This is a genomic window from Beggiatoa leptomitoformis, assembly GCF_001305575.3.
GTDB lineage: Bacteria > Pseudomonadota > Gammaproteobacteria > Beggiatoales > Beggiatoaceae > Beggiatoa > Beggiatoa leptomitoformis.
Genome location: NZ_CP012373.2, coordinates 2,665,468 through 2,688,897 on the forward strand (window position 1 = coordinate 2,665,468; position 23,430 = coordinate 2,688,897).

18 protein-coding genes and 1 tRNA gene are annotated in these 23,430 nt (G+C 40.1%); 8 read left to right on the plus strand and 11 right to left on the minus strand.

Annotation, left to right across the window (positions count from 1 at the left end):
* The 3 genes from livM to soxA all read right to left on the minus strand — a co-directional run bounded on the left by livM (position 1) and on the right by soxA (position 3,884).
* Entirely contained in the window at positions 1-1,314 is a 1,314-nt protein-coding gene (gene livM / locus AL038_RS11165) for a high-affinity branched-chain amino acid ABC transporter permease LivM (protein WP_062152836.1), read from the minus strand.
* Positions 1,314-2,228, minus strand: coding sequence for an ABC transporter permease subunit (locus AL038_RS11170; RefSeq protein ID WP_062152839.1), 915 nt, complete (start codon positions 2,226-2,228; stop codon positions 1,314-1,316). Before AL038_RS11170 ends, livM begins: the two co-directional genes overlap by 1 nt.
* Positions 2,229-2,660: 432 nt before the next feature.
* Positions 2,661-3,884 carry a sulfur oxidation c-type cytochrome SoxA gene (gene soxA, locus AL038_RS11175; RefSeq protein ID WP_062152841.1) on the minus strand — a complete coding sequence of 408 codons (1,224 nt, stop codon included), beginning with the start codon at positions 3,882-3,884 and terminating at the stop codon, positions 2,661-2,663.
* A gap of 369 nt (positions 3,885-4,253) precedes the next feature.
* Between soxA and AL038_RS11180 the strand changes: the two genes are divergently transcribed.
* Entirely contained in the window at positions 4,254-5,354 is a 1,101-nt protein-coding gene (locus AL038_RS11180) for an efflux RND transporter periplasmic adaptor subunit (RefSeq protein ID WP_062152843.1), read from the plus strand.
* Between the two features lie 203 nt (positions 5,355-5,557).
* Here AL038_RS11180 and AL038_RS11185 read toward each other — a convergent pair whose 3' ends face one another.
* Positions 5,558-6,634 (minus strand): ATP-binding protein, encoded by a 1,077-nt coding sequence (locus AL038_RS11185; RefSeq protein ID WP_062152845.1) that lies wholly within the window; start codon positions 6,632-6,634, stop codon positions 5,558-5,560.
* Positions 6,631-8,157 carry a DUF5691 domain-containing protein gene (locus tag AL038_RS11190; RefSeq protein ID WP_145917096.1) on the minus strand — a complete coding sequence of 509 codons (1,527 nt, stop codon included), beginning with the start codon at positions 8,155-8,157 and terminating at the stop codon, positions 6,631-6,633. Before AL038_RS11190 ends, AL038_RS11185 begins: the two co-directional genes overlap by 4 nt.
* 443 nt (positions 8,158-8,600) lie before the next feature.
* Here AL038_RS11190 and AL038_RS11195 point away from each other — a divergent pair, with 443 nt between their 5' ends.
* The 6 genes from AL038_RS11195 (at position 8,601) to dnaQ (ending at position 14,312) form a co-directional block, all read left to right on the plus strand.
* On the plus strand, positions 8,601-10,172 hold the full coding sequence (locus AL038_RS11195; protein ID WP_062152849.1) for an OpgD/OpgG family glucan biosynthesis protein: 1,572 nt from the start codon (positions 8,601-8,603) through the stop codon (positions 10,170-10,172).
* Entirely contained in the window at positions 10,151-10,684 is a 534-nt protein-coding gene (locus tag AL038_RS11200; protein ID WP_062152851.1) for a hypothetical protein, read from the plus strand. The genes AL038_RS11195 and AL038_RS11200 overlap by 22 nt, the downstream gene beginning before the upstream one ends.
* A 153-nt stretch (positions 10,685-10,837) precedes the next feature.
* A protein-coding gene (locus tag AL038_RS11205) for an IS5 family transposase (protein WP_201800079.1) occupies positions 10,838-11,586 on the plus strand; the annotation gives its coding sequence in 2 pieces (ribosomal slippage) (positions 10,838-11,252 and positions 11,252-11,586; 750 coding nt in all).
* A gap of 50 nt (positions 11,587-11,636) precedes the next feature.
* The gene (locus AL038_RS11210) at positions 11,637-12,161 is read left to right on the plus strand and encodes a hypothetical protein (protein WP_145917097.1); all 525 of its coding nucleotides are present in this window, start codon (positions 11,637-11,639) and stop codon (positions 12,159-12,161) included.
* A gap of 3 nt (positions 12,162-12,164) precedes the next feature.
* Positions 12,165-13,523 (plus strand): UDP-N-acetylmuramate:L-alanyl-gamma-D-glutamyl-meso-diaminopimelate ligase, encoded by a 1,359-nt coding sequence (gene mpl, locus AL038_RS11215; protein WP_062152855.1) that lies wholly within the window; start codon positions 12,165-12,167, stop codon positions 13,521-13,523.
* Between the two features lie 39 nt (positions 13,524-13,562).
* A complete protein-coding gene (dnaQ, locus tag AL038_RS11220) occupies positions 13,563-14,312 on the plus strand; it encodes a DNA polymerase III subunit epsilon (RefSeq protein WP_062152857.1) in 750 nt (249 codons plus the stop codon).
* A gap of 29 nt (positions 14,313-14,341) precedes the next feature.
* Here the strand turns inward: dnaQ and AL038_RS11225 are convergent.
* Positions 14,342-14,419, minus strand: a tRNA-Arg gene (locus AL038_RS11225).
* Positions 14,420-14,559: 140 nt separating this feature from the next.
* Here AL038_RS11225 and AL038_RS11230 point away from each other — a divergent pair.
* Positions 14,560-15,432: a c-type cytochrome gene (locus AL038_RS11230; protein WP_062152858.1), complete on the plus strand. Its 873-nt coding sequence runs from the start codon at positions 14,560-14,562 to the stop codon at positions 15,430-15,432.
* Positions 15,433-15,532: 100 nt separating this feature from the next.
* On the opposite strand, the gene AL038_RS11235 is transcribed toward AL038_RS11230, so the two are convergent.
* The 5 genes from AL038_RS11235 to AL038_RS11255 all read right to left on the minus strand — a co-directional run bounded on the left by AL038_RS11235 (position 15,533) and on the right by AL038_RS11255 (position 23,232).
* Positions 15,533-16,876 (minus strand): YdgA family protein, encoded by a 1,344-nt coding sequence (locus tag AL038_RS11235; RefSeq protein WP_062152860.1) that lies wholly within the window; start codon positions 16,874-16,876, stop codon positions 15,533-15,535.
* Between the two features lie 160 nt (positions 16,877-17,036).
* Positions 17,037-18,551, minus strand: coding sequence for an amidophosphoribosyltransferase (gene purF / locus AL038_RS11240; protein ID WP_062152862.1), 1,515 nt, complete (start codon positions 18,549-18,551; stop codon positions 17,037-17,039).
* A 109-nt stretch (positions 18,552-18,660) separates the two neighbouring features.
* Complete coding sequence (locus AL038_RS11245) at positions 18,661-19,152, minus strand: CvpA family protein (RefSeq protein WP_062152864.1); 492 nt, start codon at positions 19,150-19,152, stop codon at positions 18,661-18,663.
* 335 nt (positions 19,153-19,487) lie between these two features.
* Positions 19,488-21,038 carry a response regulator gene (locus AL038_RS11250; RefSeq protein WP_062152866.1) on the minus strand — a complete coding sequence of 517 codons (1,551 nt, stop codon included), beginning with the start codon at positions 21,036-21,038 and terminating at the stop codon, positions 19,488-19,490.
* A complete protein-coding gene (locus AL038_RS11255) occupies positions 21,031-23,232 on the minus strand; it encodes a sensor histidine kinase, YfiR-like protein-associated (RefSeq protein ID WP_062152868.1) in 2,202 nt (733 codons plus the stop codon). The genes AL038_RS11250 and AL038_RS11255 overlap by 8 nt, the downstream gene beginning before the upstream one ends.
* Positions 23,233-23,430 lie beyond the last annotated feature (198 nt).

The window sequence follows — 23,430 nt, forward strand, 5'->3', positions numbered from 1 at the left end:
TTAGCCCTGTTCTGTTTGCGTGTTGGTATAGCGTCCGTGTAACAAGATGGTTGGGTCGCGGTGTGAAAGCAAACCACGCGGTCGCCAGACCATAATTAACACCATTCCCCCACCAAAGGCTAACATCCGATATTCTTGTAATTCGCGGAAAAACTCAGTCAAGCCAATTAAGATAATCGCCGCAATGACTACACCCATTTGTCGCCCCATGCCACCTAAAACGACAATGGCTAAAATCAAGGCAGATTCGACAAAGCTGAAACTTTCAGGACTGATAAAACCTTGACGTGTCGCAAAAAATGCTCCTGCAAACCCGCCAAACATTGCACCAATTCCAAACGCCGTTAGTTTAATATTGGTTGGATTCATCCCCAATGAACGACAGGCAATTTCATCTTCGCGCAACGCTTCCCACGCCCGCCCAATAGGGAGTTTACGAGTACGTAAGGTAAAAAAATTGGTCAATAATGCCATGCACAAAATAACGTAATAAAGGAAAATAATTCGATGGAGCGGTGAAAACTCAAGATTAAAAAAGGTGTGAAACGCATACATTCCTTCTTCAGGCGTGCGCGTAAATTCTAAACCGAAAAAACTCGGTCGTGGAATATCCGAAACTCCGTTAGGGCCGCCCGTGAATTGATACCAGTTAAGCAGAACGACGCGGATAATTTCCCCAAATCCTAGCGTAACAATGGCGAGATAGTCGCCCCGTAAGCGGAGGACAGGATAACCCAGTAAAATACCAAATAAACCCCCAAAAATGCCCGCTAAAGGTAAACACATCCAAAAACTTAACCCAAAATGGGTAGAAAGCAAGGCAAAAGAATATGCACCAACAGCATAAAATCCGACATAACCCAAATCGAGCAATCCCGCTAAGCCAACAACAATATTTAATCCCCAACCCAACATAATGTAGGTTAAAACTAGGGTTGCAATATCTAATACATAACGGTCAACAAAGCTAAAAAACGGCAATGCAAAAGCAAGCACGATAAACATCAGTGCAATGAATAAATTTGCGATACGAAATAAAGGGCGGGGAATATTTAAAGAAACACTGGGGAAAGAAAAATACTGTTGACGACGCAATTGCCAATAGCTAGCAAGGAGAAAACGTCCTGTAAAGACAGAAAGAACCGCAATAACCACCCAATCCCAGCGCGTACTTAGACCTAATCCACCTGCTTGGTCTATGGGACGCACACCTATCATTAATAAACTCAGCCCTAAGGCAATCAGAGCAGCCACACTGGCTTCTTTAATAACGGCTTTCCAAAAAAAAATAGGCGTATCAGTGACACTTGACATTATACTTTCTCCACTTCAGGTTTACCCAATAAGCCTGTAGGACGAAATATCAGCACTAATACTAAGATGGTAAATGCTGCAACATCTTTATATTCAACCGAAAAATACGCAGACCATAATACTTCAATTAAACCAATTAACAGCCCGCCTAACATTGCACCCGGTAACGAACCAATGCCGCCTAAAACAGCAGCGGTAAAGGCTTTAATCCCTGCGGAAAAACCGATAAAAAAATCAATCACACCATAAAATAATAAAAACATCACGCCTGCGACAGCCGCAAGTGCCGCGCCTATTACAAACGTGAGGGATATAGTGCGGTCAACATTAATGCCTAATAATGCCGCCATAGTTATATCCTGTTCACAAGCCCGTTGCGCACGGCCAATATTTGTATGATGAATTAACACCGTAAACCCTGTCATTAATACAAGGGTTGTGACGATGATAATAATTTGCATGTAGCTTAATACAACACTATAACCATTTGTTTCAACAAGCGTAAAGCCGCCTTCTATAAAAGGAGGTAATGGACGCACTCGCGCCCCTTGAAACAATTGCACATAGTTTTGTAAAAAAATGGACATGCCTATTGCAGAAATAAGGGGCGCAAGCCGAAACGAACCCCGTAATGGTCGATAAGCCAAGCGTTCAATGGTCCAGCCATATACGGCGGTGAGTAACATCGCGATGACTAACGTCAGTAATAATGCTAGCGGTATCCATGTAATGCCCGTCGCCCCTAGCACCAATAAGGCAATTAATCCTGTAAACGCACCTATCATAAAAATGTCACCGTGCGCAAAATTAATCATGCCGATAATGCCATAAACCATTGAATAACCAATAGCAATTAAGCCATAAATCGCGCCCAGTGTTACACCATTGATAAGTTGCTGTAAAAAATACTCCATCGCAAGCCCCTCTATGACGGTTGTATGTTAGCGAGTTTATTAAACCACTATGAAGTTTTAATAACTTGAATTTATGTGAAATTCCTGCCAATTCTCATGAAATATCATGGGAAAAGAGGAAATGAGAGAACACAAGGGATAATCGCATGAACACACCGCTCGTGCAATGTGTATTAATTAGCAAATTTTATGATGTATAAGTATGATATTTTATATAAAAACAATAAATTAAACAAAAAATCTCGTAAATCTTGAAAACCAACAGGGTTTTAAAACATCATGGCGATTATTTTGAAAAGAGGCGGGTTACAGTCCGATAGTACGTTATGGTGTAAAAATAGAGACCTAACGCACTCTCGGGTTACTTTAGTTTTTACAAATAACACGGATTAAAGCCATGCTATCCGTGTTACTGTGATGAAGGCGGGTTTATTAATGCCGAATACCGGGGACAGAAAACACTTTACCATTATTAACTTGCATTAAATATAACTCAATATCACCATATACGGCTGCATCAGGCGGTAATTCATTGGCTCGAATAGCGACACCACACCATTGTAGGCGTTTTCGAATATCCCAAATCTCCGCACGGCTGGTGCGATAGGTGGGAAAATGGTCTATCATGCCCGTTAAACCAGATAAATATTGCCCACGAATCCAATGATTTGCACCAAAATCATGGCAATCATTGCAGGAAAAATTCAGTTGTCCAATCTTGCGCTTCATAAGTTGTTCAGCACGTTGTAAAGCCGCCTTGGTGTTGGCATCCTCTGCTTTAATTTGAATGGTTTGTCCATTGGCTAGGTAACGCAAATAAATCGCTAACCCTAGATTTTCTGTGGATTGTGCAAGATATTCTTCCCCTGTTGTCGCGCGTGCATGACGGGTAATAAACTCTTCAACGCCCATGATTTTCTTCAATCGCGGCTCATATTTAGGCATAGTTACAGCCCATTGTTGAAATGTTTTAGTCGCATTTTCATGGCACGATGCACAGGATTTACCTGTTGCACCAACTTTATTAAATAAGCTTGTTCCTAATTCTGTACCAAACATACCCGGATTTTCAAAGGGGTCTAAATTATCTCTATCTTCCACAGGAACAGGGCGCGTTTGTGGATTTTCTTTATTATCAGCAAATTTACTGGGCGTTTTTAAAGTTTTTAAATAGCTGACAATATCCATGATTTCCGCTTCAGTAAATACTTGGTGCGCCCCCCAAGGAGGCATCACGGTTGTAGGGTTATAACGACGCGGGTCATCAATATAATTAAAGAGATGCTCATCTGTTCGTCCCCATGTCGCAACGGTTGATAAATCAGGCGCGACATTGCCCGGTAGTGTTGCACCCGGCATCACATGACACGCATAACAACCGCCCCCCCGTGAACGGTCAGCAACCAGTTTTTTACCATTGTCGGCGTTACCTTCAATGGGCTTATCTATTTTTTTTAGACCACCGACAGCGGGCGAGGTCGATTCGGTTAGGGTATTAAAGGTTTTCCAGTCTTCTTTTGCCCAATCTTTATAACGCTTCCAAGGGTTTGCATAAGAAGGTTTGGTAATATCTAATGGAATATCGGGAGAAAATTCAGCCGCTAAGAGTGGCGTAATGAAGGTGAAGAGGCTTAAGATTAGTGTGAAAAAACGCATTATTCCTCCTATTGATATGTAACAAACGCACGATTGTATAAGTGTTTTCTTGCAATGTTATAGATGATTTTTTTCTAGGGGTATAAGTGAAATCACCTGAATCAAGACTAGCAGAATCTACACTTAGTTTTTTAATAGCCTTTTTAGTGAGGCATGTGATGTTAAAAATTTTAATTAAAATCATTAAAATATATAAACTCTATAGGTTACAGTGGCGTTTTTCTGTGCCACTTTTGCAAATGGTCTGATATTTCTTTATCGCACATCTTGACAAAAAAATACTTACAGCTAAAATTTGACTATTAGTCAAAAATTAACAGAAAGTTTCTTTATTGTCTTGTCCCCAGTTAATTTGTGCGGAGAAATGCAATGTTTACCTTCAAATCCCCTTTACTTAAACCAACGGTATTAGTGCTTGCTGTTATCGGTGTTGCTGGTTGTGATCTCCAAGCAGAAGAAAAAGTAACGGCGGTTGAAGAAGTTCGCCCTGTCCGTGCGGAGCAGGTTGTTTTTAATCCTGTGGATGAAACCAATCATTATGCGGGTGAAGTTAAAGCGCGTTATATCACTGATTTAGGGTTTCGCGTTGGTGGTAAAATCATTGAACGTAAGGTAGATGTTGGTGATAGGGTAAAAAAAGGACAATTACTGGCGCGTATAGACCCTACTGATTATCAATTGACCGTTTTAAGTAGTCGTGCAGAAGTTAATTCTGCTCAAGCCGATTTAGTCAAAGCGCAAGCGGATTTAAAACGTTATGCGAGTCTTGTCGAAAAAGGGGTTATTAGCCGTAATGATTATGATGCGGTCCTTAATAAACACAATACTGCAGCCGCCCGTTTAAAACAGGTAAAAGCCAGCTTAGAAGTGCAAGAAAATCAAACTGTTTATACTGATTTATACGCAGATAAAGAGGGTGTTGTCATGCAGGTTTCTGCGGAAGCAGGCGAAGTGGTGAATGCAGGACAAAGTGTAGTGAGTATTGCCCGCCCACAGGAAAAAGAAGTAGAAATCAGTGTGCCTGAAAATCAATTAGCACAGCTTAAATCTGCGAATAATGTCGTGATTGCGTTGTGGGCTTATCCTGAAAAACAATGGCATGGCACTATTCGTGAAATTTCTCCCAGTGCAGATGCCAGTACTCGGACTTATGCAGTGCGCGTTAGCATTCTTGATGCGGATGAGACTATTCATCTCGGGATGACTGCAACGGTTGCTTTACAAAAAGCCGGGACTGAAAATGTGGCGTTATTGCCATTGTCCGCACTGTATGCACAAGGGGAACAAGCCAGTGTCTGGGTTGTTGACCAAAAAAGTCAAACTGTTAAGCAGGTTCTTGTAAAACTCGGTAATTATCACAATAATCAGGTCACCGTTGTAACTGGTTTGGAAGATGGACAATGGGTTGTTACTGCGGGAACGCATAAATTGCACGCAGGACAAAAAGTAAAATTATTAACCGCTTTGTAGTAGATAGTTAGACCGTAGTAAGCTCGTAAACTCCTGAGCAACTTTTTTTCCCAGCAAGCCTAGAAAGGGAATGCGACGCATTATAGAGAGATAGTGCGTCGTTTTTTTTTGCCTAAAAATAAGAGGCTATCTGAAAAAGACATTTTTCTTGTCTTTAAATTCTGGGAGTTCTGAGAATTTTGATTCAGATAACCCTTAACTTATTAGCTCAACTCCCGACAATGACGGTATAAATCTTTCCAGTCATTGCGCTCTTTTACAACCGTTTCTAAATATTCTCGCCATATTACGCTGTCTTGCACAGGGTCTTTCACCACCGCACCAACCAGACTAGACGCTAAATCATTCGCGTCAATCGTGCCATCACCAAAGTGAGCAGCCAAACTCCATCCGTTATTCATCACAGAAATAGCTTCTGCTGTGCTTAAGGTGCTGGTAGGGGATTTTAGCTTGGTTTTGCCATTTTCGGTAACGCCATTACGTAGCTCGCGGAAAATAGTAACCACACGACGAATTTCAGCCAGTGCGGGTGGTTCAGCGGGTAGGGTTAATGCTCGCCCTAATTCCATGACCCGTTTTTGTACGATAGTTACTTCCTCTTCTAAGGTAGCGGGTAGCGGTAGTATGACTGTATTAAACCGACGTTTTAACGCGCTTGAGGGTTCATTTACGCCTTTATCACGGTTATTTGCAGTAGCGATAATGTTAAAACCGCGTTGTGCTTGTACTTCGCTACTTAACTCAGGAATAGGTAGAACTTTTTCAGATAAAATAGTAATTAATGTATCTTGCACATCGGCAGGAATACGGGTTAATTCTTCAAGGCGAACAATCTTTCCTAATTCCATCCCGCGCATCATGGGGCTTGCAACCAATGCACGGCTTGATGGCCCTTTTGCTAATAATTCAGCATAGTTCCAACCATAACGGATAGATTCTTCACTAGTGCCTGCTGTTCCTTGAATCAGAAAAGTGGAATCGCCACAAATTGCCGCGCTTAACTGTTCAGATACATAGGATTTTGCCGTTCCGGGAACACCATAGAGTAATAAAGCACGGTCGGTTGTTAAGGTTGCAATGGCGATTTCTATTAAACGGCGATTACCAATGTATTTAGGCGTAATTTCAAATTTATTTTCTAATTTTCCCCCTAATAAATAAGTGGCAACCGCCCATGGGGATAAATGCCAATTAGGTGGACGCGGACGTTTATCGACTTTTTTCAGATTTTCTAACTCTTCCGCGAATTGCTGTTCAGCATGTTCCCTTAATGCATTCATGACGTAAATTCCTGTAGGTTATGAAAACGCGATTCATAATGCTTTAAAAATAGTTCAATGCCTGAAATATTAGGCATTTTTTCAACCAGTATTTGGTGCAAGTGGGCAGGTATTTCAGGGTAGGTTTCAGGCGCAAGTTTACAAGCCGCTTTTTCTAAAATAGAAGCGGTGTAATAGAATGTTTGCTCTTTTAACCATTCTTCTAACAGGTTGTGTAAAACATATCGGCTAAGCGATAGCGAAAAACTACCTTTAATAGCATCAGCAACTTGCAGAAATGTTGCTTGATCAAGCAGCCCTTTTTTATCTTTTTGCTTTTCCAGATAGGTCAATAATAACGTTTCCCGTTCACTATCGGTTAAATTAACGGCATCGGCAAGCTTTGTAAATTGACCAAAAAAATTTCGTTTGCTGTTATGAATAAAGAAGATAGCGCCTGCTTTATCCTGATGCGCTATCACGGATTCTTCCAGTGCTTGATATAATGCGTCAGCAAACTCGTTTTGCTTCATGGCTTTAAATAACGTCTCGATATTTATATTCCAATGACGTAAAAGCATCGTTGGGCTTATCAAGGTTAATAAATGGTATAGCCACCCCATTTTTTCTCCCATGCCATAAGGTGTATTTTTTTCAGAAATACCCCATTTTTTCCATTCGTTATCAAAAGTTTCTGGCAGTGTAACTTGCAGTTTTTTCTTTGTATTAAAACTTAAATAGTTGTCTATGCACGTTAAAATGATTTGTGAAAAAGACGATTCAATTTCGCCTAAAAGTTGTGTCGCGATTAGGCTTACTAATTGACTTCTATCACCTTGACACTTCATTAAAAAGGCTTCGTCATCAAGACTTAAGTGTTGACGGAACAAGGGTAAAAAGAGTTGTTTTTCTTTGGCTGATTCTGTTGCCCATGTGCTTTCTAATAACTGACGAACTTTTGTAGGGTCTGTTGCTCGAATTTTTTCCAGCCACTTTGCACGTCCAGTGGATAATGCACTGGTCCAGTTTTCTTCGTTTAACTCATCGGGAATAAAAACATTGCGCCACGTCGGATTAAACTGGCTTAGCCACGCGCCGCGCTTGCCAAAAATAGCACTAGGCAGTCGTTGACGTAATGCAACATTACTTTCTAATATACTGAATAAAGCGAGTAAATAGCGCGCAGGGACTATTTGGTGAGCATGGTAAACAAGGTCTGACCATTCAATTAATAAGTCTTCCCAATATCGCGTTTTTAACAAAATCAAATCTAAATGTTGTATTGCTTTGGGGCTACAAACGGGTAGCAGTTCTGGCTCACACGCAATAATGGGGACTTGTTCAGTTTTTGAAGGTGTTTTACCAACCTGTTGATATACCTGTAGTAAAGCAGCGGTTGCTAATAACTGTGCTTCGGAAGGTCTATCGGCTAATTGTTGACATAAGGGCGTTAGCGCATCTTCTGTCGTAGGCGGGACATAAGGTTGTTGGTCAGTCCCTAAAATGGCGTGTTTGAGTAACGTTTGCCACTGTGGGTGCATCATAGACAATCCTGAAAATAATAGAGTAGATGGTTAATTTAATCGTCCTTTACATCTTTTTCAAAGGGAAAATAATAAATCGACATTCTAAAAAGAAAGATTTTTTTCATCCTACATACTTTAATTACGACCAAATATTTTATCCTCGCTTGATTGCATAACTAAAAATTTATCTAGCATTATTATTTTTAATACACTACAGCCTCTTTATACATCCTATATAATGGCGCAATGTGTCTTATCTTGATTTTCCATTCTGTGAACACTATCAAATTCCCGCATAAATTATCTAACAGTAACCCCATTAAAGATAAGCACAATATACTTTATAAACACTGGAATAGTGAAAGGAAGCAGCTATTTTTGTGTCAAAAAAACCTAAATGATATTGGGTAAAAATATAATGATTTGTCCTTCCTATAAACCTTTTCTAATGAGTTAGCACAATGGTGAAACGACCCCTTTTTTTACTTTCCTTAATTAGTACATTATATTGCGCGCCTTGTTTTCTCACGGTAGTGAATGCAACGCCTGAAATTCCACTGGAAAAAATTCAAGTCACGGATAATTTTAATTTCGCCAATATTCACCGCCGAGCAGCCGAATTAGCGTTACAGCCTTATAAAGAAGACAGTACAGCAATCCTACCTGATTATTTAGCCACGCTCGATTATGATCAATTTCGGGAAATTCGTTTTCGTCAAGATAAATCTTTATGGATAAAGGATAAATTACCCTTCATCTCACGCTTTTTTCATCGTGGTTTTTTGTATAACAAACAAGTAAAACTGAATATTATTGATCAGGGTATTGTAACCCCGATTGAATACAATCGTGAGTTATTCAACTTTGGTAAAACCCAACTACCGCCTGATATTCCTGCATCATTAGGTTTTGCTGGGTTTCAATTATTTTACCCTTTGTCAGACGACCAAAATTTTAACGAATTTGCGGTTTTTCTGGGAGCAAGTTATTTTCGGGCGGTTGGAAAAAATCAACATTGGGGACTGTCTGCTCGGGGTTTAGCCATTAATACAGGTGCGGTAACGGGAGAAGAATTTCCCTATTTCCGCGAATTTTGGTTAGAAAAACCAGATAAAGATGCAACAACATTAACAATTTATGCCTTGTTAGACAGTAAAAGTGTCACAGGTGCCTATCGTTTTATTTTATCACCCGGTATCGATACGGTGATTACGGTGAAAGCCAGTATTTTTCCGCGTGAGAAAGTTGAAAAATTAGGGATTGCACCACTTACCAGCATGTTCTACCACGGTGAAAATACTGACCGTTTTCAAGATGATTTCCGTCCAGAAGTACATGATTCTGACGGGTTACTCATGGCAAATGGAACAGGCGAATGGATTTGGCGACCCTTAAATAATCCACCAGAATTGCGTCTTAGTTCCTTTTCTGATGAAAATCCGAAAGGATTTGGTTTAATGCAACGTGACCAAGACTTTAACAATTACCAAGATTTAGAATCTTTCTATCATCAACGCCCTAGCGCGTGGGTTGAACCGCTGGGCGCGTGGGGAAAAGGGGTATTTCAATTAGTTGAAATTCCTACAGATGCTGAACGTAATGATAATATCGTTTTATTCTGGATTCCTGAAACCCCTGTGGAAAAAGGTGGCGAACTCAATTTTGAATATAGTATTCGTTTCATTGGTAAAGATGAGCAATTACAATCTGGTGGACGTGTTATTGCTACGCGCATTGGGCGGGGGGGAAGTGATAGCCGTGATGAAAAACTACGCAAGTTTGTTGTTGATTTTAGTGGGTCAGCATTTGATGCTTTACCCCCTGAAACCTCATTAGAGGGGGTTGTTTCTGCTTCTAAGGGTAAAATTATCAATAAAGTTGTACAGAGAAATGTTTTTAGCAAAGGCTATCGGTTATTTTTTGAGTTAGAAACGGAAGAGCAAAATTCTGTGGAGTTACGTGCATTTCTTAAACGTGGTAACGATGTATTGACCGAAACATGGAGTTATCAATGGAATCCCACGAAGAAATAGCTGTTTCTCAAAAAGAATACCCTGTTCCTCCACACATAACTGCGCGTATTCAACAGTATTTAAATACGTACCATTTGCAAACCGCAGAACATGCGTTGGTGACGAAACAAGTTTTAGAACGGGTATCAGCACGAATTACTATGAACCCACAACAAGGTTTATCATTACGTTTAGCGATAGAAGAAGCCCAATTTGCGATGGATGAATGGTTTATGTTGTCTAACTATCGTCCCTCAACTGAAACGCCAATTTCAACCGAAATAACGCAGACACATCAGCATGATACCTTATTAAGAGTTTACACTGAATGGCTAGTGCGGACTAATCTGCAAATTCATCGCGGACAGGCTGGTAAACCCATAGAATCTCCGCTACGGGCAGTCCCCGCCGTGCTAGAAAATAAGGTTGAGATTCGTCCTTTTGAATTTTGGTCATTATGGGGTTGGGGTAAGCAGTTAATTGTGAATATTTTCTTTTTTACTAAATCGTTTTTTTCGCAAAAACAGTCTTAAAAACGCCTTGAATACGGCACACACAATCTTCCTCATATAATGGAAGATTGTGTTATCTTTCTACCTCACCAAAAAACTGCTTAGAGCGTGTCATCAAATAGTAAAAAGTGTTATATTATAGGTATATACCCAGATATCGCCAAGGATAAAACAATGAGTCGTCGCTATGCCTTAACCGATGAACAATGGTCAAAACTAGAACCGCTACTCCCTGGGCGTAAAGGACATGTCGGGATGACGGCTAAAGATAACCGCTTGTTTATTGATGCTGTTCTATTCCGTTATCGCAGTGGCATTCCTTGGCGCGACCTTCCCGAACGCTTTGGTGATTTCCGTGTTGTCCATACCCGCTTCAGTCGTTGGTCTCAGAAAGGTGTCTGGGAACGTGTTTTCAAGATACTAAGTGCCGATGCTGATAACGAATATGCCATGATAGACAGCACTATAGTTAGAGCGCATCAACATAGTAGTGGTGGTGGCGCGGATGAAGCCATTGGACGTAGCGCAGGGGGTTTAAGTACCAAGATTAACTCCGTTGTTGACGCACTGGGCAATCCGACCCTTTTTTTTTGACTGCGGGACAGGCAAGCGACCTTGAAGGGGCTGATGCTCTTATTCCTCAGATAAAGGCAAACGCTTTATTGGCTGATAAGGCTTATGATGCTGATGAACGGGTTAGAGATGTTTTAAAACAGAAAAGCATAGAACCTGTGATTCCGTACAGGAAAAATCGTTTAAATCCACCTGATTATGATAAAGCTCTTTATAAGGCACGTTATTTAATCGAGCATTTCTTTGGTAAATTAAAGCAATATCGTGCAATAGCTACACGATATGATAAACGCGCTAGGAATTTCTTAAGTGGGGTTTATTTGGCTTCTACCTTGATTCTTTTAGCTTGAACCTTTAACCCTTCTTATTTGATGACAGGCTCTAATCAATCCCACTTATTATGAATATTTTTCTCAACTTAGGGATATTATTTTTTAATATCTGTCGTTTCAAGTCTGCCCCGCAACATTTACCCTATTCGCCTATCTTGCTTTGGGGAAGCATGATTGCGTATGTTGTCATGAATGTCCCTTTATTACTAACCCAAAATGATTTTCCGACTGCGTTATTGCTCAGTGTGATAGAAATTGCGCTAATTTGCCTTGTTATCGCTAGTCTATTGTATATAGTTAATTTTTCTAGCCGTATTTTACAAACATTAAGTGCTGTTGCAGGTACAGGTAGTTTATTTGGCTTATTGAGTATGCCTGTTGGTCTGTGGCTTTATTCTCAGCAAATAAATGATGAAACAATAGATTTTTCAGCTATTTTATTAATTGCTATTGTAATTTGGCAATTAGCTGTTTATGTTCATATTTTACGGCAAGCATTAGATTTAACTATTTTTTCTGCGGTTATCGTGACTTTTATTGCCCTGAGTTTGGTCGCAACTATATTGGGTCAAATAACCATATTATTACAATAAATTATGCACATACATATTTTAGGCATTTGTGGCACATTCATGGCGGGGCTTGCAGTACTTGCCAAACAATTAGGACATACGGTTGTAGGTTCTGATGCAGCAGTTTACCCGCCCATGAGTACCCAGTTAGCCGCACAAGGGATTGAATGTAAACAAGGCTATCTGGCTGAGCATTTAACACCCCGTCCTGATTGCGTCATTATTGGTAACGCTTTATCACGGGGAAATCCCGCCGTTGAAGCTGTATTAAATCAGGGTATTCCCTATATTTCTGGTGCGCAGTGGTTAGCCGAAGAGGTATTGCAAGCGCGTTGGGTTGTTGCTATTGCAGGTACACATGGAAAAACGACAACCAGTAGTATGGTCGCGTGGATTTTAGCGGATGCAGGTTTAGCCTGTGGTTTTTTAATTGGGGGATTGCCTGAAAATTTTGGTGTGTCCGCACGATTGGGTGATGTTCCTTTTTTTGTTGTGGAGGCGGATGAATATGACACGGCTTTTTTTGATAAACGAGCCAAATTTGTCCATTATTGCCCGCATACCCTTATTTTAAATAATTTAGAATTTGACCATGCGGATATTTATCCCGATTTAGCGTCAATTCAACGCCAATTTCATCACTTAGTCCGCACCGTTCCCAATAATGGTTTAATTATTTATAACGGACAAGAAGCCAGTTTGAATCAAGTGTTACAACAAGGGTGTTGGACACCAACTGATTCTTTTAATCATGTAAATGCTGAGTGGCAAGCTAAATTATTAACAATAGATGGCAGTGCCTTTGAAGTTTATCATCGTGGCAAACGACAAGGCGTAGTCAATTGGGAACTTTGCGGGGAACATAATGTAAATAATGCATTAGCCGCAATTATTGCGAGCCGACATGTTGGTATTATACCTCAGCAAGCTTGTGAATCTTTAAGCTATTTTAAGAGTGTAAAGCGTCGTTTAGAATTACGGGGGACGGTCAACCAGATTAGTGTTTATGATGATTTTGCTCATCATCCGACAGCAATTCGTGTCACCTTAGATGCATTACGTAAACGGGTTGGTACAGCACGAATTATTGCGGTGTTAGAACCCCGCTCGAATACGATGAAAATGGGCTGTTTTCAGGATGAACTCGCGCCAGCATTACAACAAGCGGATATTGTTTTATTTTATCAATCACCACAGTTGGGTTGGTCGCTTGCTAAAATGGTCAGTGCGTTGCCACACGCCGATTTATTTGGCGATACGGAAGCGATTGTGCAACAACTTAGTCTTATTGGTCGTCCAAATGACCATATTATTATTATGAGTAATGGCGGATTTGATAATGTACATCAACGCTTATTAGATGCATTAAAAGAGAAAATATAAATAGATATTGTGTGGTGCGTGTAGCAATGGGGAGAAGTGATGCGTCAAATTGTATTGGATACAGAAACGACGGGATTAAGTCCCAAAGAGGGACATAAAATCATTGAAATTGGTTGTATTGAAATCGTTAATCGTCGCCCGACTAAAAACCATTTTCATTGCTATCTTAATCCTGAGCGTGATGTGCCTGAAGATTCTATAGCGATTCACGGTATTACTGCGGAGTTTCTTCAAGACAAGCCAAAATTTGTTGAAATTGTACAAGATTTTATGCACTTTATCCGTGATGCGGAATTGATTATTCATAACGCAGATTTTGATATAGGCTTTATTAATCATGAGTTGCAAGCCTTAAAACAAAATTGGCAGCCGCTGAAAGACTATTGCAAGGTCACAGACACGCTTAAAATGGCTCGCACGTTGTTTCCGGGACAAAAAGCCAATTTAGATGCGTTGTGTAAACGATACGGTATTGATAATTCTCATCGTGAAGTGCATGGCGCATTGTTAGATGCGGAATTGTTGGCTGACGTTTATTTAGCGATGACTGGGGGACAAACTAGTTTATTAGGCGGGGGGACGCAACAACAAAACGTAACCAATCAACAAGCTGCTGTTGTCATTAAGCGGTTATCTGCTGACCGTCCACCATTGGTTGTGCTTGCGGCGACCGCGTTAGAAATGGAAGCACATCAAAAACGGCTCATAGCCATTGATAAAGCTAGCGGCGGTAAATGCTTATGGCAAAAAATGGCGGAGAAATTAGAGCGTAATAAGGAAATACAATGAGGAAGCGGCTATACAGGGCTTAGTAATGATGGCGCGCCCGACAGGATTCGAACCTGTGACCTTTGGCTCCGGAGGCCAACGCTCTATCCGGGCTGAGCTACGGGCGCGTAACGAAATTAAGTCGTAAATTGTACATGATTTAATCATGGTCGTCTATCTGCTTAAATAAAAGCCTTATGTTATACTGATAGCCTTAAATTATGTCGGCTTTTAAACCAAGCATTGTCTATTTAGAAGGGGAATTAGTGTGAGCCATCAAGATGATGTTTCCATGAGAAACTTTGCTTTACTATTAGTATTATTGATTATTATTGCGATTAGCTTGATTTGGGGTGTCAACTATTATTTAGCATCCCCTCAAGAACCTGCTGGTGCAATAGAATTACGTGTTAAGCGTATAGGTGCAGTTAATGTTGGGGCAGTACCTGAAACAGCAACGGCTTCCGCAGAGGCGAGCAATTTAGCCCCTGGTGAAAAAACCTATAAGGCAGTTTGTACCGCTTGCCATGGTACAGGTGTTCTCAATGCACCTCGTTTTGGCAATAAAGAAGATTGGGCTCCCCGTATTGCGCAGGGCTTAGATATACTAGAAAAACATGCGCTTGAAGGATTTAAAGCCATGCCTGCAAAAGGGGGACAAGCACAGTTAAGCGATGATGAAGTTAAAGAAGCTATCCGTTTCATGGTGAACAATGCGGAAGGCAAAACAGGCAGTGCAACAACGACAACACCTGCACCAGAAGCTAAACCTGCTGAAACAACACCCGCTCCTGTTGCTAGTGCTACAACTGCACCACAACCTGAAGCAGCAAAACCCGCTGAAACAGCAAGTGCTACTAAAAAACTTGATTTAAGTGCTTATGATTTAGCCAAAGGGGAAGCCGTTTATAATAGTACCTGTTTTGCCTGTCATGGCACGGGTGTCATGGGCGCGCCCAAATTTGCCGATGCAAGTGCTTGGCAAGACCGTATTGCTCAAGGCTTAGAACTATTATTTACACATGCAACCAATGGTTTTCAAGGTAAAGTAGGGATTATGCCTCCAAAAGGGGGTGCAGTAACCACAAGTGATGAAGATATTAAAGCCGCTGTTGCTTTTATGGTGTCTAAAGCACAATAAAAATACAGTTTGTAAAAAACCACTGTTTGCCTGTGTGCGACAGTGGTTTTTTTTTCGTCTATAGATTAGGCACGACTGAGAATAAAAAGTCGAAACTGAGCTATTGCAATTGCACTCTAATTTCTGGGTAAACAATAGATTGTCCATTTGCCATCAGTTTGCCATTCTTCCACAGCAAAGCGGTTTTATATACTTGATTATCCGCACTAGATAGTAAAATACCTTGTGTTTCTAGTTGTTGTAAGCGGGTATTCATTATTGTTTGTGCCGCCGCTTGGCTCGACAAATCTGGTTGAAATAATATCGCTTTTAGCCATTGGTTTAATAAAGTTTTTGGTGTTTCTAGGGTAACTTCGCAAATAATACTATTTTGTAGTGCTTGCAAATTAAAAAAGGGTTGTGATGGGACGGTGTCCACCTGCACAGAAAGCGTGCCATTTACTTTCCCCTCATCGCTGTTTAGGGATAGTTCAGTAATAGCAAAAGAGGGATGATGGTTAAGTAAGGTCATACCATCGCGCATTAAAATGCCCAAAAGCCAAAAGTTCAATTGTAATTGTGAAGTAGGATGTAATTGACGTAATTCATTTAATTGTAAAACAATATTTTGTAAACTGGGCTGATGAAGTTGATTAAACTCCATCACAATACGGATATCACGATACGTTTTATCGATAATATGTAATTCTTGCGCTGTTGCAACAATGCGTAAGGTTAAAAACGACTCGCTGGGAATATTATAGGTGTTAATGTGAAGATTGGAGAGGCTGGCTGTTAGCCCTGTTGGGCTATCAAAACGGATTTGGGCAATATGAAGATTACCTTGCCCTATCAATAAATTAGCAATATTTTCTTCTATATTCGCTTGTATCAGCCCATCATGAACGGTGAATTCACCAAAGGGAAACTGGCTTTTTAATTGTGGAATATGTAGGGTTGTGGTTGCAAGATGTCCTGATTGTGTCAGATTGAATTCGCCAGTTAAATCTTGCCATTGCACGGTATTTTCTTGTTGTTGTAAGTGCGATTGCGCTATGTTGAGAGTATTACTCACATCACCATTTGCTTGTAACTCTGTCCGAATGCGTAATGGACTGGTTTCCCCCGTTATTTGATTACCTGTTGAGGCTGTTGGTAATGTAGTTCGTATGGTGGTGTAAATAATAGCGGGTTTTAGCGGTAAAAAACCGTGGTCCATCTCTTGTTGTAGTTGGATAGTTTGTGCAGGTGTATTGGCATCTTGATAGATTGACAGGGTTGAATCCGCTGTAGAACCTAACCAACCACGCTGATAATCATGCGTAATAAATTGGATATTATCAGGTAATTGTTTAGTAAAAAAGCTAAATTGTTCTTCTGCTTTCATCCCTGTGATATAGGGAATTAATAAAATAACCAGCCCTAGGGTGGTTAAAGAAAAAATAAACAGCGTCTGCTTTTTCATAACACAAATGGGAAGTGAGAAACGACATTAGAATATGTAATTGACTAATCACAAATAATGCCAATTTATTCTATACCGAATTGGCGGATTGTGTAGAGTGTGTCAACCGTCATTAAGCACCCTACACAGTATTTATAGGCTATTTTAAGCCTGTTGGGAATTAAGCAACATTATGTAAGTCAATTACTTCTGCGGATTCTTTATTCATCTGTTGATTTTTAGCAGAATCATTCCGTGTCCGTTCTAAATTTTCTAAATAGCGTTGATTGACATCACCTGTTACATAATCGCCATCAAAACAAGAAGTATCAAAACGAGGGACATTTTTATTGCCCTTGCGCGCGCAAGCAATTAAGTCTTCTAAATCTTGATAAATCACCCAATCTGCACCAATTTTACGCGCAATTTGCTCTTCGTTGCGATTATGTGCAAGCAGTTCTTGTACTGAGGGCATGTCTATGCCATACACATTAGGGTAACGCACAGGTGGCGCGGCAGAGGCGAAATAGACCTTGCGCGCACCCGCTTGACGTGCCATTTCTATGATTTGTTGCGCGGTTGTACCGCGAACAATGGAATCATCCACCAACAAAACGTTTTTGTCTTTAAATTCCAGATCAATAACGTTTAACTTTTGTTTAACCGACTTTTTCCGCTGGCTTTGTCCGGGCATAATGAATGTACGGGGAATATAACGATTTTTTACAAACCCTTCGCGGTATTTCAAATTGAGATGGTAGGATAACGGGAGAGCGGCTGTGCGGCTGGTATCAGGAATAGGAATAACAACATCAATATCATGGTCTGGATATACACGTTCAATTTTTTTCGCTAGGGCTTTCCCCATCCGTAAGCGGGCTTTATAAACAGAAATGCCATCCATGATGGAATCAGGACGAGCCATATAAACCAGTTCAAAAATACACGGACTATAGCCGGGATTGTCTGCACATTGGCGTGTAGAAAGATGCCCTTCTATATCAATAAAAACAGCTTCACCCGGTGCAACATCACGGATTAAATTAAACCCTAACACACTTAAGGCAGCACTTTCAGAAGCAACCATGTATTCAGTGCCTTTTTCTGTTTCAGCTTTGCCATAAACTAAAGGACGAATGCCGTTAGGGTCACGAAATGCAACGATACCATACCCCATAATGAGGGCAACGACTGCATACCCGCCACGACAACGGCGATGCACTCCTCGCACAGCCGCAAAAATATCTTCGTCAGTCAGTGCAAACCGACCTGAGCGGTGCAATTCATGGGCAAAAATATTCAGTAATACTTCAGAGTCTGAATCGGTATTGATATGGCGTAAGTCTTCGTGAAATAGTTCTTTTTTAAGGACATCTGCATTAGTTAAATTGCCATTGTGTGCCAATGCAATTCCATAAGGCGTGTTTACATAAAATGGTTGGGCTTCTGCGGTAGATGCGCATCCTGCTGTCGGGTAGCGAACATGTCCAATACCAACATTGCCACGAAGGTCTAACATGTGACGGGTATGAAATACATTTTGCACTAACCCATTACTTTTACGTAGAAAAAAACGGTTATTTTCACACGTCACAATACCCGCAGCATCCTGTCCACGATGTTGTAACATGGTGAGTCCGTCATACAGTGCCTGATTAACACTGGATTTACCAACAATTCCGATGATTCCGCACATACTTCAAAGGCTCCACTAAGGTACATAAGGTCTGTAAGCAGACAAGGGTTCAAACTAGGCAGTTGTTAAATTAAGTCTAGAAGGTTATTCCAAACTGTCCTTAAGAGGACTACCCAAAACTGAATTGTGATGCTATGGCGATAGGTAGTTGATTGCGTAAAATTAACGCGGTTGTTTGAAAAAAAGGCAATAGAATGGATTGTTTCCAACTTAGCCAATTAGGCATTTGGGTCAGTCCTGCTAACAAGACAAGCATTAGAATAATAATGTTAGCACGCGCTAATCCCAAGATACCGCCTAGAAAGCGTTCGAAGAGTGTTGGTAGAACGTCACCAACAGATTGTATAATAAGGTCATTTATCCAATGCAATAGTGCAAGACTCATTAGCAATAAACCACTGAATGCGATACCTAGTCGTAGGTCGCTATATGAGATGGATTTATAAAGTATTTCGCTAAAAATGCCCAGAAAACTGATAGCAATACTCACGGCTATCAGCCATGCAAGCAGAGACAATACTTCTTTAATGAAGCCTTGTAATAGACCAATGATTGTTGATAAAGAGAATACAGCAAGAATTGTTGCGTCAGCCCAGTTCATAATTTACAGCAAATACAGCAGGTCAGCACGTTATGTGTATCAAAAATAGTGATTTAACGGGCTGATGGTTTGGCAGAATGATGGGCAATTTTAAATGATTCGCGGGGCTTCTTCACGTCTTATTCGTGAAATAAAAACGGTTTTTCTGTGGGGAAAATGAAGACCTGTTAGCTTTCAAGGTGTAGGACTCATTTTTTAAAGCGTCATTTAAAAATAAAAAAGTCTTCTTGTCTAAATAAATTTCTTGTAAAAGTGCAAGTATAGCGATGAACAACAGATACCACTGCTTGCAGCGGTGGTATCCATGTTATTGAAGAAATTTACTAGATATAATATTAAGATGGCAAAGTAGGCGCGCTATGACTGGGAATAACGGCAGTAAAAACACTACCTTTATTTAGTTCACTGCTGACAGTAATTTCTCCGCCTAATAAACGGCAAAACTGTTGACTTAAGACTAATCCAAGTCCTGTACCGCCGTATTGGCTAGCTGTTGCTTCAGTTGCTTGTGCATATTTGTTGAAGAGTTTTTTCAATTGTTCTTCTGTCATTCCTATGCCTGTATCAGCAACGGCAAAACAAATATTAAGTGTGTTTTCTACGGTTTTAGGATACACATGCAGACGAATTGTACCCGCTGTAGTAAATTTACATGCATTACTCAGTAGGTTATATAGTACTTGTCGCAACTTAGTGTCATCAGCATAAATTGTTTCTATATCAACATGAATTTCAACAAGTAACTCATTACCATTTTTTGCTACTAAGGGACTGATCATTGAGACAACTTCTTTCACTAGAGGAGTAATCCCTACAGTTGAAAGATTTGCTGTCATTTTATTGGCTTCAAGTTTCGAAAGGTCTAAAACATTATTAATCAGATTTAGTAGATATTTACTTGCCGACGTAATTTTTTCTAAATCTTCACCATCTTCTTCTGTGCCAGCCTCTTCTAATAACATTTCACTGTAACCAATGATAGCATTGAGGGGGGTACGTAATTCGTGAGTCATTCCCGCCAAAAATTCAGCACGGGCTTGGGCTTTTTCTTCCGCAGATTCTTTTGCTAACAGCATTTGTTCTTCACGATATTTAAAATCGGTAATATCTTCTACTGACCCAACATAGCCTGCTAGCTTCCCATTTTGTTCAACTAAAGGGGTAGCAACAATTTGTACCCAGCGTACCCCTTCAGAAATATGTAGCTGACATTTATAGGAAAATTTCTTTGTCCGTTCAGGATTGTTTAAAAAAGTCTGCCATGTGGTTTTAATCGTTTCTTTATCTTCCGCAGATAAGACTTTTAACCAATCATCTGTAATATGATTATTAACGGCAAAAATAGCTTGCCAGCGTTGATTGGTGTAGGTGAAATTACCTGCAAGGTCGGTTTGAAAAATCCCAGCGGGCGACCACATTGCTAAGAGACGGAAACGTTCTTCACTGGTTTTAAGGTCTTGAATTAGCTTATCGCGTTGGTGCATTAAAATGCGGGTTTGTAAGTGGGTACGTACCCGAACACATACTTCTTCTTGGCGAAAAGGTTTAGTGATGTAATCCACAGCACCGACTCGAAACCCTTCTATCATGTCTTGTGTGTCAGTTTTTGCGGTAATAAAAATGACAGGAATAGTTGCGGTTAATGCGTTTTGTTTTAAATAGGTGCATGTTGTAAAACCATCAATGCCGCCTGGCATCATCACATCTAGTAAAATGAGATCAGGCATTGCTTTTTCAGCAATTTGTAGGGCTTTTTCACCATTATTTGCGAAATATAATTTATACCCTTCGGGCGTTAAAACTTTGCGGAGTACGTCAATATTAGCAGGAGTATCATCTACCATAAGCACTCTTGCGCTGGTTAAATCGACAGGTTGATCAAACATATTGAATATTTCCTAAGCGTTCCAGAATGCCATCGATATCATAATTGGCTAACAACGGTTGAAAGGCTTGTGCAAGTTGCCGTTGCGTATCATCTCCTTGATTAAGCTCTTGTAAGACAACTTCTAAATCAGTTAAGTCATTTAATTCAGCAGCCTCTCGCAAGCGATTATGTAAAGCGTGAGGTAGCGTAAACTGGCTAAAATCAGTTTCTGCAACAACGGATAACGGTTCAGGTTCTTGCACTACCTCTTTATATTCAAACTCAACTTGTAAAAATCGCACTAAACAAGTGCAAATTGCTTGAAAGCGAAAGGGTTTAGAAATAAAGTCGTGAAAGCCCGCATCTAGCAAGGGTTGTGTTTGGTGGCGTAAGGTCGAGGCAGAAATGGCGATACAAATAGGCATTTTTTCCGCGTAGCGTTCTAGTATGTGTTGAATAGCAATCATGCCGTCCATCACAGGCATACGAATATCCATCAGGACAATATCAGGCATTTTTGCCTGTATTTTATCTAATGCATCTTGTCCATTTACTGCTTCGTGAACTTCAACACCAATCTCAGTTAAAAAATAACTTAAAATATCTCTATTTTCTTTAATATCATCAACAACTAATGCAACAACATTATATCCTTCAGCAAGGTGATTAATACGTTGTTCTTCAACTTCTTTTAACACGTCACCCACCCCTTCAGGAAGTGGGAGATAAACAGAAAAGGTAGAACCTTTGCCTTGTTCGGATACTACGCTAATTTTACCGTTCATAAGATCAATTTGACGTTTTGTAATCGCTAATCCTAAGCCTGTCCCTCCTTTTTCTAGCCCTGCAGTATCTTGTTGGAAAGGCTCAAAGATATTTTCTAACGCGCTGCTGTCAATGCCAGCACCTGTATCAATCACATCAAAACAGTAAAAATTATCTTCATCTAGGGTGTGAATGCGTAAAACAACTTCGCCATGGTCTGTAAATTTAACCGCATTGCCCAGTAAATTAATCATGACTTGCCGCAGTTTGCCTTGGTCAGCATAAACCATGGTTTCTATACTGACAGGGTTTTCTACTCGCCAACCCAAGCGTTTTTGTTCACAACGCATTTTAAACATAGTGGCAATATCATTAATAAAATCATTGAGGAAAAAATTCTCCTCGCGTAATTCCATTGCCCCTGCTTCAATTTTAGAAATGTCTAAAATATCGTTAATCAAACCTAATAGGTGATTGCCACTATTGAGTATCGTTTGTAAAAACTGTCTTTGTTCTTCAGTGAGTTTAGTATCTCTTTGTAAAATTTGTGTATAGCCTAACATGGCATTCATGGGGGTACGGATTTCGTGCGACATATTGGCTAGGAAAATACTTTTTGCACGATTGGCGGCTAATGCTTGGTCGCGTGCTTCGGCTAGTTCTGTTGTACGGTCTATTACCATGTCTTCTAAATGTTCACGATATTTTGCTAACTCTTTATTGCGCCCCTCAATTTGTTGCAACATTCGGTTAAATCCATCGACTAATTCGCCTAATTCATCATTGCTAATTTTCCGCCCACGCAAGGTGTAATCATTTTGTTCTGATACATTTTGCATGGTATGCAATAGGTTATCGATGGGTTTAGTCACAACACGTTGTAATCTTGATGCTAAGAGAAAAGCAAATAGTAAAGATACTAATAAAACTACCGCCGTAATCATCGCAATCCAACTAATACGCTCATTGAGTTCTAGTAGGTCAGAGCGTAAATAAGTTGTTCCAACATGGTCTTTTTCATAGTAAATATCTTTATAAACTTCTACATAATCATCTTTAAAAAAATAAATTTCCGAGTTATCTACTTCTTTTGCCAAACGGCGTAAAACACTTAAATCAGGTTCTCCAGCAATCGTTTTTTCTCTGGCGTATTGTGCAAAAACACCTTGGTTTGCCGTAAAAATATAAGCACCAACAATATGCTTATTTACTTTTAGGGAATTAAGGGTTTCTTTGGCAACTGAGGAGTCGTTAAACAAAAGTCCAGCAGAGCTGTTAAGACCCACTAAATCAGCGAGTGTGAATAGGTCTTGCACCATGCTACGACGAAAAGTCAACATCTCATTTACGATGAATGCTGTTGATGCCAGCAATAAAACAAACCCACTGGTGAGTAAAATAATAAAACGCAGCTTACTTTTAATAGATATATCACGTAGTAATAACATTTTCCCCACCTGCATTTTAGAAAAATTATTAGTGTTCAATGCGTTAGTTTAAGAATGGCGCATCGCCTTTAGTTGTTAAAACCAACCATCATTTAACTTGGTTTTTATTCAGACGAATTTACCATTTTACTATTTATCCGAGATTCTTTGGTTTAAGCTAGAAATATTCTCGGTGAATAAATATTTTCTCTGCACAAA

Bases quoted from the DNA above. Each gene is read 5' to 3' on its own strand.
- AL038_RS11195 (WP_062152849.1), top strand. From the start codon at position 8,601: ATGGTGAAACGACCCCTTTTTTTACTTTCCTTAATTAGTACATTATAT.
- AL038_RS11180 (WP_062152843.1), top strand. From the start codon at position 4,254: ATGTTTACCTTCAAATCCCCTTTACTTAAACCAACGGTATTAGTGCTT.
- AL038_RS11250 (WP_062152866.1), bottom strand. From the start codon at position 21,038: ATGTTTGATCAACCTGTCGATTTAACCAGCGCAAGAGTGCTTATGGTA.
- purF (WP_062152862.1), bottom strand. From the start codon at position 18,551: ATGTGCGGAATCATCGGAATTGTTGGTAAATCCAGTGTTAATCAGGCA.
- AL038_RS11245 (WP_062152864.1), bottom strand. From the start codon at position 19,152: ATGAACTGGGCTGACGCAACAATTCTTGCTGTATTCTCTTTATCAACA.
- dnaQ (WP_062152857.1), top strand. From the start codon at position 13,563: ATGCGTCAAATTGTATTGGATACAGAAACGACGGGATTAAGTCCCAAA.
- AL038_RS11170 (WP_062152839.1), bottom strand. From the start codon at position 2,228: ATGGAGTATTTTTTACAGCAACTTATCAATGGTGTAACACTGGGCGCG.
- AL038_RS11190 (WP_145917096.1), bottom strand. From the start codon at position 8,157: ATGATGCACCCACAGTGGCAAACGTTACTCAAACACGCCATTTTAGGG.
- AL038_RS11210 (WP_145917097.1), top strand. From the start codon at position 11,637: ATGAATATTTTTCTCAACTTAGGGATATTATTTTTTAATATCTGTCGT.
- AL038_RS11200 (WP_062152851.1), top strand. From the start codon at position 10,151: ATGGAATCCCACGAAGAAATAGCTGTTTCTCAAAAAGAATACCCTGTT.
- mpl (WP_062152855.1), top strand. From the start codon at position 12,165: ATGCACATACATATTTTAGGCATTTGTGGCACATTCATGGCGGGGCTT.
- AL038_RS11185 (WP_062152845.1), bottom strand. From the start codon at position 6,634: ATGAATGCATTAAGGGAACATGCTGAACAGCAATTCGCGGAAGAGTTA.
- AL038_RS11235 (WP_062152860.1), bottom strand. From the start codon at position 16,876: ATGAAAAAGCAGACGCTGTTTATTTTTTCTTTAACCACCCTAGGGCTG.
- livM (WP_062152836.1), bottom strand. From the start codon at position 1,314: ATGTCAAGTGTCACTGATACGCCTATTTTTTTTTGGAAAGCCGTTATT.
- AL038_RS11255 (WP_062152868.1), bottom strand. From the start codon at position 23,232: ATGTTATTACTACGTGATATATCTATTAAAAGTAAGCTGCGTTTTATT.
- soxA (WP_062152841.1), bottom strand. From the start codon at position 3,884: ATGCGTTTTTTCACACTAATCTTAAGCCTCTTCACCTTCATTACGCCA.